3 protein-coding genes are annotated in these 16,672 nt (G+C 72.0%); all 3 read right to left on the bottom strand.

What is annotated here, in order from left to right; translation table 11 throughout:
• Position 1: 1 nt before the first annotated feature.
• Genes K8556_RS26665 through K8556_RS26675 form a run of 3 tightly spaced genes read right to left on the bottom strand, consistent with a single transcriptional unit; the run spans position 2 to position 16,075 of the window.
• Positions 2 to 5,962, bottom strand: a complete 5,961-nt coding sequence (locus K8556_RS26665) for a type I polyketide synthase (protein ID WP_223742918.1) — start codon at positions 5,960 to 5,962, stop codon at positions 2 to 4.
• Between the two features lie 39 nt (positions 5,963 to 6,001).
• Positions 6,002 to 10,660 (bottom strand): type I polyketide synthase, encoded by a 4,659-nt coding sequence (locus K8556_RS26670; protein ID WP_223742919.1) that lies wholly within the window; start codon positions 10,658 to 10,660, stop codon positions 6,002 to 6,004.
• 42 nt (positions 10,661 to 10,702) lie between these two features.
• Entirely contained in the window at positions 10,703 to 16,075 is a 5,373-nt protein-coding gene (locus K8556_RS26675) for a non-ribosomal peptide synthetase (protein ID WP_223742920.1), read from the bottom strand.
• Positions 16,076 to 16,672 lie beyond the last annotated feature (597 nt).

Genomic DNA, 16,672 nt, shown 5'->3' on the forward strand with positions numbered 1-16,672 from the left:
TTCAGGCCGCGTCCTCGCTGCTGCTGCTGCCACCACCGTCACCGCCGCCCGCGTCTTCCAGCACCGCGAGCAGCTCGGCCACCTGTTCGTCGGACAGTTGGTCCATGTTCTCCAGCAGCTTCTCCGCCTCCGCCGCGGTCACCTTCTGCTTCGCGGCGGGCGTGGCCACCGGCTGCGCGGTCACCAGGGGCTGCGCGGGCGTGGCGCCCTCCACGGAGTAGCCCAGCCGGTCGATGACCGCGTGGGTGGAGGCGTCGAAGGGGCGGGGCCACTTGATGCGCTTCCACGACTCGCCCATCTTCTTCTCGATGCCCTGGTGCTGGAGGATGTTGGGGTCCCCCAGGCCGCCCATCATGCGGTCCTTCTTGCCGTCATACGGCTGCACCATGCGCTCGTCGAACTCGAGCCCCAGGAAGTGGGCCACGCCGGTCATCACCTTCGTGGGGTCCGCGACCAGGTCCTCGTAGCGCACCCAGTGGCAGCGGTCCTTCCCGATGCCGTCGAAGAAGCGGAGCAGGTTCCGGTTGGACAGCGCCCACACCGTCTCCGCCACCACGTAGGGGTCCACGTCCGCGTCGCCGAAGAGGCCGGCGGCGAAGAGGCGGTCGAAGCGCATCCGGAGGATGGACTCCATCACCGGGAGCGGGTGGCGGTAGAGGTAGATGTACTTGTTGCCCTCGAACATCCGCTCCGCGCGCTCCAGCGTCTCCACGTCCATGGCGTACGTGGGCGTCTTGTCCACGAGCAGCCGGGGCGAGGACTTCTCCTGGAGGCGGCGGTAGACGTCCTGCGCGGACACGTCGTCCGCCACCAGCCGGTCCACCAGCGCGGCGCCGGCGGGCGAGTCCAGCTTCTCCAGCTCCATGAGCGCCCACTGCAGGCCGCCCGTGGTCCACTCCATCTCGGAGCCGAAGCCGATGTTCTCACGCCACTCGCGCATGCTCTCGAAGAAGAGCAGGTTCACTTCCGGCGGGCAGAACAGCCGAGGGTGTCCCGCGAGCATCACGCGGAACAGCGTGGAGCCCGCGCGCGGGCTGGAGTGCACGAACACCATGGGCGGGTTCTTCTTCGCCGTGTTGGTGCGCTGCACGCCGGACGTCTGGGCCCGGTAGGGCTTCAGCGGGTACGCGGACAGCGGCTTGTTCTCCGCGAAGCGCTGCGGGTCCTGGAGCCGGTCCATCTCCACCAGCAGGTACTTGGACAGCTCCGGGATGGAGGGGTGCGCCTGCACCTCGTGCGGGTAGAGCTGGAACTTGAAGTCCTGCCGCAGGTCGTACTCCAGCTCCGCGCCCAGCGCGTGCAGGTCGTAGCCCTTGAGGCTGCCGTCGGCGGGCAGCTTGTCCAACGGGATGCGCAGGCCCTCGGAGATGTGGTGGCGCAGGTACTCGGTGAGCAGGGCGGGGCGCTCGGTGGGGAACGCGGTGCGCAGGCGCTCCGCGATGGGCTTCTCCGTGGAGGCCGCGCGCTTGCCCAGCTCCTGCTCCACGCGCCCGGCGACGCCCGCGACGGTGGGCGTCTCGAAGAGGCCGCGCAGCGACAGGTCCACCTTCAGCACCGCGTGGATGTGGTTGCGAAGCTGCGTGGCCAGCAGCGAGTGGCCGCCCAGCTCGAAGAAGTTGTCGTGGATGCCGATGCCGTCGATGCCCAGCACCTGCTCCCAGATGCCCGCGACGGTCTTCTCCAGCTCCGTGCGAGGCGCGGCGTACGGCGTGAGGATGGACGGCCGCGCGTGCTTGTTGCCCTTCGCCGCGTCCTTCCTGCCCTTCTCCGCCTTCGCGGCCCGAGGCCCCTGACGGCGGCGCGCGGCCAGGTCCCCCGTGGAGACCGCGAGCCGGCCGCTCTCGCCGTGCGACAGCGCGCGGCGCAGCGCCTCCAGCCCTTCCGCGGGCTGGATGGCGAACTGGGCCAGCGTGGGGGACAGCTCCGCCATGGCCTGCGCGTCCGCGAACTGCCACGCGTCCCAGTCCACGCTCAGCCACGGGTAGGCGAAGCCCTCCGTGCGCGCTTCGGCGAAGGCGTCCATGAAGGCGCTGGCGGAGGCCTGCGCCACCTGTCCCAGGCCACCCAGCACGGACGACAGAGAGGACACCAGGAGGCAGAACGCGGGGCCCTCCTTCGGGAGCACCTCCGCCAGCACGCGCACGCCGTGCACCTGCGGGCGGAAGTGCCAGGCGCACTCGTCCGGGCCCGTCTCCGCGATGGTGCCCAGCGTGGCGCCCTGCATGCCGCCCGCTGCGTGGATGACGCCGTCGATGCGGCCGAAGCGCGCCACCGCCGTGTCCACCACGCCGCGCATGGACTCCGCGTCGGTGAGGGACGCCGGCAGCACCAGCATCTCCACGCCCGTGCGCTCCAGGGCGAGCGCGCGCTGGATGCGGCGGGACACCGCGTCCTCCACGCCGTGCTTCTCCACCCACGCCGTCCACTGGCCGCGGCTGGGGAAGTCCGCCGTCTCCACCAGCGTCAGCTTCGCGTGGTGCACCGTGGCCAGCTCGGACGCCAGCGCGTGGCCGATGCCGGTGAGGCCGTCCGTGATGAGGTACGCGCCGCCGTCGCGCAGCACCTCCGCGCCGGCCGCCTCCAGGCGCACGGGCTCGAAGGTCTGCACCCAGCGCTGGCGTCCCCGCAGGGCCACCACCGCGTCACGCGGCTCGGCGCCCAGCTCCGCCGCCAGCCGGTCCGCCACCGCGCCCGCGTCGCCGGGCACCACGTCCACGAAGCGGCAGGCGAGGTTCGGGTACTCCTGTGGCAGCACGCGCGTGGGGCCCACCAGCAGGGCCTGCTCCGGGAGCTGCGCGTCCGCCTGCTCCACGCGGGCGGAGCGGCTGGTCACCACGGACCAGGTGAGCGGCTCCAGGTGGCCCATCTCGCTCAAGGCGCGCGCGAGGAACAACTGGCTGTGGAAGCCCAGGTCCAGTGACGCCGGCTCACGCGACAGGCTCCACAGGTGCACCACGTTGGAGAACGCGCGGCCCTGCTTCCTCAGCGCCTCCAGCACCGCGCAGAAGTCCTCGCGGCGCGCCGGGTCCACCGTGAAGGTGCCGTCCGGGCGCTGCTCGAAGCGCGCGCCGGGCACGACGCGGAAGACGTCCCCGCCCAGCTTCGGCGCCAGGGCCTCCGCCACGCCGGTGTCGTCCGCGAACACCAGCCAGCCCGCGCCCGCCGAGGCCTTCGCCCTGGGCAGCGGGGCCAGCTTCCACGACGGCGCGTAGAACCAGTCCGCCACGTCCGAGCGCTTCGCCAGCGACGCGGGCGCGTCCGTCCGGGCCCCGCCGCCCAGCGGCTTCGCGTCGATCCAGTAGCGCTCGCGCTGGAAGGGGTAGGTGGGCAGCGGCACGCGGCGGCGCTGCTCGTGGGCCGCGAAGCCCTTCCAGTCCACCGTCACGCCGTTGAGCCACAGCCGGCCCAGCGCGCCCAGGAGCACCTGGAGGTCCGGCGCCTGCTCGCGCGGGTGACGCGTGGAGGAGATGACGACGCGCGCGTCCGCGCCCGGCTGCTGCTTCGCCAGCGTGGCGAGCACCGTGCCGGGGCCCACCTCCAGCAGGGCCGCCTGCGGCCACTTGCGGCACAGCTCCTGGAGGCCCGCGGAGAAGCGCACGCCCTGGCGCAGGTGGGTGGCCCAGTAGCCCGGGTCCGTCGCCTGCGCGGCCTCAATCCAGGTGCCCGTCACGTTGGACAGGAAGGGCAGGGTGGGCGCGGAGAGCTTCACCTGGCGCACGCGCTCGGTGAAGGGCGCGAGGATGGGGTCCATCATCGCGGAGTGGAACGCGTGCGACGTGTGCAGCCGCGACACCTCCACGCCCTGCGCCTCCAGCTTCGCCTGGAGCGCGTCCACCGCGTCGGTGGGACCCGCCACGACGGTGAAGCCCGGCGCGTTCACCGCCGCCACGCTGACGTTCGCGGGGAGCAGCGGCTTGAGCGCGGACTCCTCCAGCTTCGCGGACAGCATGGCGCCCGCGGGCAGCCCCTGCATCAGCTTGCCGCGCGCGGCCACCAGCGCCAGCGCGTCGTCCAGGCTGAAGACGCCCGCGAGGCACGCGGCCACGTACTCACCGATGCTGTGCCCCAGCATCGCGGAGGGCGTCACGCCCCAGGCCATCCACAGCTTCGCCAGCGCGTACTCCACCGCGAAGAGCGCGGGCTGCGTCAGCTCCGTGCGCGTCAGCGCCTGCGTCGCGGCCTCCGCCTTGGAGGCCTCCGGGAAGAGGACCGTGCGCAGGTCCAGCCCCAGGTGCGGCGTCAGCTTGTCCGCGCATGCGTCCAGGTGCCGCTTGAAGGCCGGCTCGGACGCGTACAGGTCGCGCGCCATGCCCACGTACTGCGAGCCCTGCCCGGGGAACAGGAAGGCCACCGGCCGCTCATGCACGTCCGGCGCGTGCGTCCACTGGCGGGGGCCGTCCTCCACCTCCAGCGCGGCCAGCGCGTCCTCGCGGTCGCGGCACACCAGCACGCGCCGCTTCGCCATGGCCTGACGGCCCGTTTGGAGCGTGAAGGCCACGTCCGCCAGCGCCTGCGCGGGGTGCGCCTTCAGGTGCGCGGCCAGGTTCTTCGTCGCCGCGTCCAGCGCCGCGTCGCTCTTCGCGGACAGCACCAGCAACTGCGCGGGGCGGGACGCGCCGGACGGCGGAAGGGCCGGGGCCTCCTCCAGCACGATGTGCGCGTTGGTGCCGCCCACGCCGAAGGAGCTCACGCCCGCGCGGCGCGGGTGCTTGGGGTTCGCCTGCCAGTCGGTGAGCTTCGTGTTGACGAAGAACGGACCGCCCGCGAATGGGATCTCCGGGTTCACCTCCGTCACGTGGAGGCTGGGCGGAATCTGCCGGTGCTCCAGCGTCATGACCGCCTTGATGAGGCTGGACACGCCGGCCGCGTTGGCCAGGTGGCCGATGTTGCTCTTGAGCGAGCCCACCGGAATCCTGGGCGGGCTCGCCTTCGCCGCCGCCGAGCGGAACTTGAACGCCTTGTTGAGCGCGCGCACCTCGATGGGGTCGCCCATCTTCGTGCCGGTGCCGTGCGCCTCCAGGTAGCCGATGGTCTCCGGCGCCACGCCCGCCGCGCCCAGGGCCTCGGTGATGACGGTGGCCTGACCCTCCACGCTGGGGGCGGTGAAGCCCACCTTCAGCGCGCCGTCGTTGTTGATGGCGCTGCCCTTGATGATGGCGTGGATGTGGTCGCCGTCTTCAATGGCGTCCGCCAGCCGCTTGAGCACCACCACGCCCACGCCGCTGCCGAACACCGTGCCCTCCGCCTTCGCGTCGAACGCGCGGCAGTGGCCGTCCGGGGACACGATGCCGCCCGGCACGAAGGGGTAGCCCTCCGGGTGCTTCACGTGCACGGACACGCCGCCGGCCAGGGCCAGGTCGCACTCTTCATTCAAGAGGCTCTGGCAGGCCGCGTGCGTGGCCACGAGCGACGTGGAGCACGCGCTGGTGATGGAGTAGCTGGGGCCGCGCAGGTTGAGCTTGTACGCGACGCGGGTGGCCAGGAAGTCGCCGCCGTTGTTCACGTCCACCTGCACCTGGTCCATGCCGCTCAACTGGTCGAAGTTGGGGACCAGGTGGAACACCAGGTACGTGTTGGTGGCCGCGCCCGCGAACACGCCGATGGAGCCGTCGAAGCCCTCCGGCGTGTGGCCCGCCTTCTCCAGCGCCTCCCACGCGCACTCCAGGAAGACGCGGTGCTGCGGGTCCATCAGCTCCGCCTCGCGGGGCGTGAAGCCGAAGAAGCCCGCGTCGAACAGCTCCATGCCGGCCAATGCGGCGCTGGCCTTCACGTGGCGCGGGTCCTTGCGCAGGACGGGGTCCACGCCCAGCTTCTCCAGCTCCGCGTCGGGGACGGGCTGGATGGACTCCACGCCGTCGCGCAGGTTCTTCCAGAAGGAGTCCAGGTCGGGGGCGCCGGGGAAACGTCCGGCCATGCCGACGATGGCGATGGCCTGCGCGTCGATGTTCGATTCAGCGGACATGGGGTGTGCTCGGGCTTCGAAAGGTGGGGGAGGGGACGGCTACTCCTCGTCGGAGGCGCTGTCGCCCCGGCGGTTCGCGCGGCGCGCGCGGCGGCGCTCCCCGCGGCTGAGCGCCTCGGTCTCCTCGGGCGCGGCTTCCGTGTCCTCGCTGCCGCTGGCGGCCTTGAGCAGCTTCGCCAGCGCCCCCACGGTGGGGCCTTCGTAGAGGGTGACGGCCGGCAGCGCGACGCCGAACTGCTCGCGCACGCGGGCAATCAGCTTCACGCCGACGAGCGAGTTGCCACCCAGCTCGAAGAAGTTGTCGTGCACGCCGACCTGGTCGATGCCCAGCGTCGTCTGCCAGAGGCGGGCGATCTTCTCCTCCAGCTCGTCGCGAGGCGGTACGTAGGCGTTCTGGAGCGCCGGCCGGGGCGTGGTGCCCAGGGCGGAGCCCACGTCCTGCTTCGCCTCCGCCTTCTCCTGCGCGGCGGCCGGCTGGGCCCACTTGCGCGCGCGGGCGCGCAGGTTGCTCGTGGACACGGCCACGTGGGACACGGCGCCCAACTGGAAGAGCTGCTCGAAGGCGTCCTCGCCCTCGGAGGCCGTGATGGCCAGCGCGCCGAACGGGCTCTGCGCGCCGCCCGCGCGGGACTCGTACTGCCACGCGTCCCAGCCCACGCTCATCCACGGCACCGGCGACGTCTGCGCCTGCTTCGTGGCGAACGCGTCCATGAACGACGTGGCCGCCGAGTACGACGCCAGCCCCAGGCCGCCCAGCACCGCCGCCAGCGACGACGACAGCACGCAGAAGTCCAGCGAGCGTCCGCGCACGGCCTCCTCCAGCGCGTACAGCCCGCGCACGCGGCCGTGGAAGGTGTCGCGCACGTCCTCGGGGCGGGTGTCCGGGATGGCGCGGAAGAGCGCCTGCCCCACGTCACCCGCCGCGAACACCACGCCGTGCAGCGCGCCGAAGTGGGTCAGCGCCGCGTCCACCGCTTCCTTCACCTGGACCTTGTTGGCGGCGTCCACGGACACGGTGTGCACCTGGGCGCCCAGCGCCTCCAGCTCGCGCACCTGACGGATGCGGCGGGAGACGGCGTCATCCTCGCCGTGGGCGGACAGGTGCGCGTCCCACTGTGCGCGCTCCGGCAGCGCCGTGCGGCCCGCGAGCACCAGCTTCGCCTTCGCGCGCTTCGCCAGCGACTTCGCGTGGGAGAAGCCCAGCGTGCCGAAGCCGCCGATGAGCAGGTACACGCCCCCGTCGCGCAGCGGCAGTTGGGCCGTGCGAGGCGCGTCCGCGGGCACGTGCTCGAAGTGCTGCACCCAGCGGGCGCCGCCCCGGTACGCGATGACGGTCTCCAGCTTGGACGGCGTGGCGGCCTCGGACAGCAGGGCCTCCACCAGCGCCGTCTCCCGCCAGCTTCCGGACGGGGGCAGGCGCACGTCCACGGCCTTCGCGGACAGGTGGCCGTACTCCTGGGGAATCACGCGCACCGGGCCCAGCACCGTGGCCAGCTCCGGGTTGGGCGCCTCGTCGCCCAGCGCCTGCATGCGGTTCGTCACCGCGACCAGCGACACGGGACGCGTGCCGGGCTGACGGCCCAGGGCCTGCGCCAGGGACAACAGCCCCAGGAAGCCCTTGCCCAGCGCGGCCTCGAAGTCCGCCTCGCCGTGCGCGTCACCCAGGCCCAGCGTGCCCAGGTGCAGCACGTGGTCCGGGGCGCGGCCCTGCGCGGTGAGCGCCTCCAGCACCGTGGCCTCGCCGCCCAGCGCGAGCGACCAGTGGTGCTCGTCGTGCTTCGCGGTGACGGCGGCCGGGGTGATGCGCACCACGTCCTGGCCGGCCTCGCCCAGCTTCAGCGCGAGCCGCGCGCCCAGGCCCTCGTTGGAGTCGTCCGGGAGCAGCAGCCACCAGGTGGCCTTCTTCTCGCTCCAGGCGCCCTGCGGCGAGGGCAGCGCGCGCTGCCACGACGGCAGGTAGAACCAGCGCGCCACGGGCTGCTTCTGGTCCGCGGACGCCCACTCGGAGCGCTCGCCGTCGGCGGCGGTCTCCTTGCGCGGGTCCACCCAGTGGCGCTGGCGCTCGAAGGGGGACGTGGGCAGCGCGATGCGGCGGCGCTTCTCACCGCCCCGGAACGCGTCCCAGTCCGCCTCCACGCCCTCCAGCCACAGCCGGCCCAGCGTGGCCAGCACGTGGTCCAGGTCCGCGACCTGCTCCTTGGGGTGGCGCAGCGAGTTGATCAGCGCGTGCTTCGCGCCCTTGTCCGGGTGCTGCCGCGCCAGGGTGACGAGCGTGTTGCCCGGGCCGACCTCCAGCAGGATGGCGTCGGACTCCTTGAGCAGCTCGCCCACGCCGTCCGCGAAGCGCACCGCGCCGCGCAGGTGCTTCGCCCAGTAGTCGGGGCTCGTGGCCTGCTCGGCCGTCACCCAGGTGCCGGTGACGTTGGACAGGTAGGGCTTCGTCGGCGCCTTCCGGGCCACCTTGCGGACCGCCTCGCGGAAGGCGTCCAGGATGGGGTCCATCATCGCGGAGTGGAACGCGTGCGACGTGTGCAGCCGCGAGGACGCCAGGCCCTGGAGCTTCAGCGTCTCCACGAACGCGTCGATGAGCGGCGTGGGACCGGCGACCACGCAGGTGGCCGGGCTGTTCACCGCCGCCACGGACAGGCCCTCCGGCAGCATGGGCGTGACGTGCTCCTCCGGCAGGGACACCGCGAGCATGGAGCCCGAGGGCAGCGACTGCATCAGCCGGCCGCGCGCGGCCACCAGCGCCAGCGCGTCGTCCAGGCTGAAGACGCCCGCGAGGCACGCCGCCACGTACTCCCCGATGCTGTGGCCCACCATCGCGTGCGGCGTCACGCCCCACGACTCCCAGAGCTTCGCCAGCGCGTACTCGATGACGAACAGCGCGGGCTGGGTGAGGCCCGTCTGCTTGAGGCGCTCGGACGCCAGCTCACGCGACTCCGCGGCCGGGTAGAGGACCGTGCGCAGGTCCAGGCCCAGGTGCGGCTTGAGCTTCTCCGCGCAGGTGTCCACCTGGGCGCGGAAGGCGCCTTCCGTCTCGTACAGCTCGCGGCCCATGTCCACGTACTGCGAGCCCTGCCCGGAGAACATGAACATCACCGGACGGCCGCTGTTCTCCGCGGTGCCGCTGAACACGCGGCCCGGGGTGCGCTCCGCCAGCGCGGAGGCCAGCTCCGCCGTGGTGCGAGCCACCACCGCGCGGCGCTTGCCGAAGCGCTTGCGGCCCACCTGGAGCGTGTACGCCACGTCCGCCAGGTCCACGTTCGGGTTCTCGCGCAGGTGCGCGGCCAGCCGGTCCGTGGCGACCTCCAGCGAGGCTTCCGTGCGCGCGGACAGCAGCACCACCTGCGCGGGCAGGCGGGCCTTGTCGGTGGCGGGCAGCTCCGGCGCCTCCTCCAGGATGGCGTGTGCGTTGGTGCCGCCCATGCCCAGCGACGTGACGCCCGCGCGGCGCGGCGTCTCCCCGCGCGGGAAGTCGCGCAGCTCCGTGTTCACGTAGAACGGGCTGTTGGGGAAGTCGCACGCCGGGTTGGGCGTCTTGAAGTTGAGGCTGGGGGGAATGACCTTGTGGTGCAGCGTGAGGGCCGCCTTGATGAAGCCCACCGCGCCCGCCGCCGAGTCCAGGTGGCCGATGTTGCTCTTCACCGAGCCCAGCGCGCAGAAGTTCTTCTTGTCCGTGCCCTGGCGGAAGGCCTGCGTGAGCGCCGCGACTTCAATCGGATCACCGACCTTGGTGGCCGTGCCGTGCGCCTCCACGTAGCCGATGGAGTCCGGCTCCACGCCCGCGACGGCCTGCGCCAGCGCGATGACCTCCGCCTGGCCCGCGACGGCGGGGGCCATGTAGCTGACCTTCTGCGAGCCGTCGTTGTTCACCGCCGAGCCGCGCACCACCGCGTAGACGGTGTCGCCGTCCTTGAGCGCGTCCGACAGGCGCTTGAGCGCGACCACCGCCGCGCCGTGGCCCGCGACGAAGCCCGCGGCCTCCTCGTCGAAGGTGTGGCAGTGGCCGTCCGGCGCCGTGGTGCCACCCTCGTGGTACAGGTAGCCCGCCTTCTCCGGGAAGTGGATGGACACACCACCGGCCAGGGCCATGTCGCACTCGAACGACAAGAGGCTCTGGCAGGCGTAGTGGATGCACGTGAGCGACGTGGAGGACGAGGACTGGACCGTGACGGCCGGCCCCTTCAGGTCCATGCGGTACGCCACTTCCGTGGTGAGGCTGTCCTTGTCGTTGCCGATGGACGCCTGGAGGCTCTCCACGCCCGCGACGTGCGCCAGGTGCGAGTACAGGTTGGAGAGCAGGTACGTGTTCATGCTCATGCCGCCGAACACGCCCACGCGGCCGGGCTGGCGCTCCGGGCTGTAGCCGGCGCTCTCCATGGCCTCCCACGCGCACTCCAGGAAGACGCGGTGCTGCGGGTCCATCAGCGCGGCCTCGCGGGGGTTCATCCCGAAGAAGGCCGCGTCGAACTGGTCCGTATCGCCCAGCGTGCCGCGGGCCTTCACGTAGTTGGGCGCGCGGACCATCGCGGGGTCGGCGCCCTCCGCGATGAGCTCCTCATCGGTGAAGAACGTGATGCTCTCCACGCCGCCGGTGAGGTTCTTCCAGAACTCGGAGATGGTCTTCGCACCGGGCATGCGGCCGCCCAGGCCGATGACCGCGATGCCGTCCACTTCGGGAGTCTCAGTGCTCATGAAGCCGTCCTTCGAAATCTGGGGGGGTCTGAAAGTCGTTGGTTACTTGCCACGGCCGCGCGCCTGCTGACGCCGCGCCTGGGCGGCCCGGCGGCGCTCCGCCTCGTCCTTGATCTTCTGGGAGGCCGCGCCCGAGTCCTCGCCCTTGTTCGCCAGGTGCTGGGCCAGCGCGCTCACCGTGGTGAACTTGAACATGTCCACCAGCGCCAGGTCCGCGCCCAGCTCTTCCCGCAGCCGCCGGTGGGCCTGGGCGATGAGCAGCGAGTTGCCACCCAGCTCGAAGAAGTTGTCGTTGAGGCCCACGCGCTCCACCTTCAGCACCGCCGCCCAGATGGCCGCCACGCTGCGCTCCACGGCGCTCTGCGGCTGGGCGTAGGCGACGCCGGAGGCGAGGCGCGCCCCTTCCGGCGCGGGCAGCGCCTTCGCGTCCACCTTGCCGTTGGGTGACAGCGGCAGCGCGGACAGCGGCACGTACGCGGACGGCAGCATGTACGGCGGCAGCCCCTCCGCGAGGAACGTGTTCAGGTCCGAGTGCGTGGGCGCGGGCTCGCCCAGGACCACGTACGCCACCAGGCGCTTGTCGCCGGGCGAGTCCTCGCGCGCCATCAGGAACGCGTCCTTCACGGCCGGGTGGCGGCGCACGGCGGCCTCCACCTCACCCAGCTCGATGCGGAAGCCGCGGATCTTCACCTGATCATCCGCGCGGGACAGGAACGTGAGCACGCCATCCGGCAGCCAGCGCGCGCGGTCGCCCGTGCGGTACAGGCGCTGTCCGGCGTGGAACGGGTCGGCCACGAAGCGCTCCGTGGTCAGCTCCGGCCGCTTCCAGTACCCGCGCGCCACGCCCAGGCCGCCCACGTACATCTCACCGGGGACGCCCACGGGCAGCAGGTTCTTCTCCGCGTCCAGCACGTACACGTCCGTGTTGATGACGGGCCGGCCAATGGGCACCCACGCGTGGCCCCGCAGGTCCTCCACCGCCATGCGGTGGTAGGTGGAGCACACGGTGGTCTCCGTGAGGCCGTAGCCGTTCACCACCGGCACCGTGGCGAGCAGCTTCTCCACGTCGCTGGCCACCAGCGCCTCGCCGCCGGAGAGCACCAGCTTGAGCGGCGGCAGTTGCTCCAGGCGCGCGTTGAGCCCGGCGATGACCGCGGGCACCGTGCTCACGATGGTGACGGTGTGGCGGGTGATGAGCTGGAACAGCTTCTCCTGGTCGAGGATCTCATCCTCGGTGGGCAGCACCAGCGCGCCGCCCGTGCACAGGAGCGGGAGGATCTCGCCCACGAAGCTGGCGGAGGCCACCGACGTGAGCGGCAGCATCCGGTCCGTGGCCCCAGGCGCGTAGGACTCCACGAACGAGCGCACGAGGTTCGCGAGGCCCCCGTGCTCCAGCATCACGCCCTTGGGCTGACCGGTGGAGCCGGAGGTGTAGACGAGGCACGCCAGGTCCCCGGCCGCCACCGTCGCGGCGGGCGCGGAGGACAGCGCGCCGTCCAGCGGCTGGTCCACGAACAGCGTGCGCGCGGACATGCCCGAGGGCAGCGTGCGCTGGAGCCAGGACTGGGTGATGAGCACCGGCGCCTGCGTGTCGCCCAGGATGAAGGCCACGCGCTCGGACGGGTACGCCGGGTCGATGGGCACGTACGCCGCGCCCGCGGCCATCACCGCCAGCACGGACACCAGCGTCTCCACCGAGCGCTCCAGGCAGATGCCCACGATGTCGCCCGGCTTCACGCCCGCGCCGCGCAGCCACGCGGCGAGCTGCCCCGCGCGAGCGTCCAGCTCACGGTAGGTGAGCTGCGAGTCCTTGAAGAGGACCGCGACGTTGTCCGGCGTGCGCGCCACCTGCGCCGCGAAGAGCGCGGGCAGCATGTCCGCCTGCGTGAGCGGCACGCGCGGACCCTTCCAGGTCTCCAGGAGCTGCTGCTGTTCGGCCTGCGTGAGCAGCGGCAGCCCCGCGAGCGCGCGGCCCGGCTGCGCGGCGATGCCGGACAGCAGCGTGGCCAGGTGCCCGGCCATGCGCTCGATGGTGTCGGCCTCGAAGAGGTCGGTGTTGTACTCGAAGGAGGCCACCAGCTCGCCGTCCGCCTCGCCCATGGTGAGGGTGAGGTCGAACTGCGCGCCGCCGTGCGACAGCAGCAGCGACTCGATGGGCAGGCCCGCCACGGTGGACTTCGCGCCCGGGATGTCCAGGGCGAAGGGCGTGAGGCCGCGCTCGTCCAGCTTGGAGGCGCGCTGGTAGACGAACATCACCTGGAACAGCGGCGAGCGGCTCTGGTCACGCACCGGCTGCAGCCGGTCCACCAGCGCGCTGAAGGGGTAGTCCTGGTGCTCCAGCGCGCCCAGCATCGTCTGGCGCGTCTGGGCCAGGTAGTCCGTGAAGGACAGGGTGGGCGACGGGCGCGTGCGCACCACCAGCGGGTTGACGAAGTAGCCGGTGATGCCCGCCAGCTCCGCGCGTCCACGGCCCGCGCTCACCACGCCCAGCGTGAAGTCCTGCTGGCCGGTGTAGCGGTGCAAGAGCACCTGGAACGCCGTCTGGAGCACCATGTTCGGCGTGGCGCCATGGTCGCGCGCCAGCGTCTTCACCGCGCTCGCGACGTCAGCGTTCAGCCGGGTGGTGTGGACGCGGCCGTTGAAGGTCTGCGCCGGGGGACGCGGGTGGTCCGTGGGCAGGTCCAGCACCGGCAGCGTGCCGGACAACTGCTCGCGCCAGTACTTCTCCAGCGCCTGGCCGCGAGCACCGGTGAGCATCTCCGACTGCCAGCGCGCGTAGTCCGCGTAGGTGCGCGCGGGCTGGGCCAGCGTGGGGCGCTTGCCCAGCTTGAGCGCCGGGTAGAGCGCGTCCAGCTCCTCCGCCATCACCGCCAGCGACCAGAAGTCGGTGACGATGTGGTGCATGCAGATGAGCAGCGCGTGGTCCTCCGCGGACCGCGACACCAGCCGCACGCGCAGGAGCGGACCCTTCTCCAGGTCGAACGGGCGGCGGGCCTCGGCGGACAGGGCCTCCGCGACCTGCGCGTCGCTCCAGCCCTTCGCGTCGGTGACGACGAAGTCCAGCCGCGGCTCCGCGTGCACGCGCTGCACGGGGCCGGTGGCCGCCATGACGAACGTGGTGCGCAGGGCGGGGTGGCGGGCCACCAGCGCCTCGAAGGCGCCCTTCAGCGCGTTCGCGTCCAGCCCCGCGCGCACGCGCACCGCGACGGGCACGTGGTAGGCGGCGCTCTCCGGCGCGAGCTGGTGCATGAACCACAGCGCCTGCTGTCCGCCGGACAGGGGCGCGTCACCGGTGGCGGACGAGGCGGCCACCGCGCTCGAGGCCTGCTGGGACGGCGGCGCCGACATCAGCGTCACCACGACCTCCGCCAGCTTCGCCAGCGACACGCCCTGGAGCACGTCCGACAGCGGCAGGTCGATGCCCAGCCCCGCGTCCACCGCGCTCTTGAAGTCCACCGCCATCAGCGAGTCCACGCCGTAGGCGTGCAGCGGCTTCTGCGCGTCCACCTGCGCCGTGGGCAGCCGCAGCACCTGCGCGGCCTGCTCCTGGAGGAACACCGCCACCATGGCCCTGCGCGCGGTGGCGTCCGTCACCACCGCCAGCATCTTCTGGAGCATGCTGGTGTCCGGGCCCACGGGCGCGGGCGCGGCGGCTTCCGGGGCGGCGGTCTTCACGGCCGCGGGCGCCGGGGCGGGCGCGGCGGCGAGGATGCTCTTGTGCAGCGCCTCCAGCGTGTCCGCGACGTACTCCGCGCGGGTCGCGAAGCGCTGGATCTTGCCGCTGGACGTCTTCGGGATGGCGCCCGGCCCCAGCAGCACCACGCCCTGGGCCTGCAGGTCGTGCCCGGCCGCGACGGCCTGCCGGATGCCCTGCGCCAGCGCGTCCAGGTCCACGCCGTCGCGCTCCACCGCGCGGCGGTCCACCTCCGTCACGACGACCAGGCGCTCCTCGTCGTCCTGCTCGATGGAGAACGCCGCCGTGCAGCCGGGGCGGATGGCGGGGTGGGCGGACTCCACCGTGCGCTCGATGTCCTGCGGGTAGTGGTTGCGCCCGCGGATGATGATCAGGTCCTTCAGGCGGCCGGTGACGAACAGCTCGCCGTCCGCGAGGAAGCCCAGGTCGCCCGTGCGCAGGAACGGCGTCGGGTCCCCCGTGCCGGCCAGCGGCTGCTGGAAGGTCGTCCGCGTCTGCTCCTCGCGGCCCCAGTAGCCCTGCGCGATGCTGGGCCCGGCGACGCGAATTTCACCCACCTGGCCCGCCGGCAGCGGCGCGCCCGTCTCCGGATGCGCGATGACCAGGCGCTGATCCGTGAGGTTGCGGCCGGAGCCCACCAGCGTCTGGGCGCCGGGGCTCGCGGCCTCCTTCGCCACCACGCGGTTGTCCTTCAGCGCGCCCGCGTCCACGGTGCGCTGCACCGGCAGCTCGCGCTTGTCACCGCCGGAGGCGATGAGCGTCCCTTCCGCGAGGCCGTAGCACGGGTAGATGGCCTCCGAGCGGAACCCCTGCGGACCGAACGCCTCCGCGAAGCGCCGGAGCGTGTCCGGCATGATGGGCTCCGCGCCGTTGAAGGCCAGGTCCCACTGGCTCAGGTCCAGCTTCGCGCGCTCCTCCGGCGTGCTCTTGCGCACGCACAGGTCGAAGGCGAAGTTGGGCCCGCCGCTGGTGGTGGCCTTGTAGCGGGAGATGGCCTCCAGCCAGCGCATGGGGCGCTTGAGGAAGTCCACCGGCGAGAACAGCGTCACCGGGAAGCCGCCGTACAGGGGCTGCAGGATGCCGCCGATGAGGCCCATGTCGTGGTACGGCGGCAGCCAGATGACGCCCTGGCTGTGCGTGGAGTGACCGAAGCACTCGTGGATCAGCTTCGAGTTGTGCAGCAGGTTGCCGTGCGTCAGCACCACGCCCTTGGGCGACGACGTGGAGCCGGACGTGTACTGGAGGAACACCCGCGTGTCCGTGGCCACGCCGGGGTCCTTCCACCCTTCGGCGACCTCCGCGTCCAGCGTGTCCGTGGCGATCCAGTGCAGCTCCCGCAGCTCCGGCGCCTGCTCGAAGAGCATCTCCCCCATGCCGTAGATGAAGTCGGTGGTGAGGGCGATGGTGGCCTGCGCGTCCTGGCTGATGGCCAGCAGGCGCGGCAGCGTGCGCGCCAGGCGCATGGGGTCCGGCGGATAGATGGGGACCGCGATCACGCCCGCGTACAGACAGCCGAAGAACCCGGCGATGTAGTCCAGGCCGGGCGGGTACAACAGCAGCGCCCGTTGGCCCTGGGCGCCGCGCGCCTGGAGCGCCGCCGCGATGGCCCGGGCCTTCTGATCCAGCTCCGCGTACGTCAGGTGCGCTTCGTCCGTCTCCCCGTCCAGCAGGAACGTAAAGCCGCGCCGGTCACCCTGGGTGGTCGCGCGGACGCGCAGCAATTCAACCAGGGTGGAAAACGCAAGGTCGGGGACCGGGGAAGAACCGGGCGGGGTTCCAGTGGGCATTGACGCGACTCCTGGGAGGCGGGGGTGTTCCGTGCGCGGGGGGCACGGAGACGCGGATTCAGGGGCCGGGGGGGTGCTGTCTCCCGGCGAGACAGGGTTTCAAGAGGTCAGTCGCAATCAGCACCCGCCGTGAAGGGGCGTTGTCTCGCGCATGTATCGTCTGACGCGCGCGCGAGCAATCCCCCCCACCCACATTGGCGCCATGCTGGAAATCGGGCACCGCGGGGAGCGCGTGAAGCAGGGGCGGGGCTGGGTGCGAATTTCATGAGGACGGAATTCGGAGAGCGTCTGGGCCGCGACTCACTTCATCTCGCGAATGGGGGAACATTCAAACGACCCCCAAGGTCGGAAACCCGGGGACCTCCCCTGTTCGCGGGATAGTGCGCGAGGTGTCCGTGTAAACGTGACACATCGGATCATGCGACGGGAACACGCGGAGTGTACGGGTCCGCCTCCGCGCGAGTGTGTCCGCCGCAGCGACACCCCGCAGTGGCCCTGTGTGTGTCTGTGAATTGCCAGTGAAAATAGGAT

This window comes from Corallococcus sp. AS-1-12 (genome assembly GCF_020036995.1).
Classification (GTDB): Bacteria; Myxococcota; Myxococcia; order Myxococcales; family Myxococcaceae; genus Corallococcus.

What these genes read in the sequence shown, in the direction of transcription:
- K8556_RS26665 (WP_223742918.1), bottom strand. Translation starts at nt 5,962, where the DNA reads ATGTCCGCTGAATCGAACATCGACGCGCAGGCCATCGCCATCGTCGGC.
- K8556_RS26670 (WP_223742919.1), bottom strand. Translation starts at nt 10,660, where the DNA reads ATGAGCACTGAGACTCCCGAAGTGGACGGCATCGCGGTCATCGGCCTG.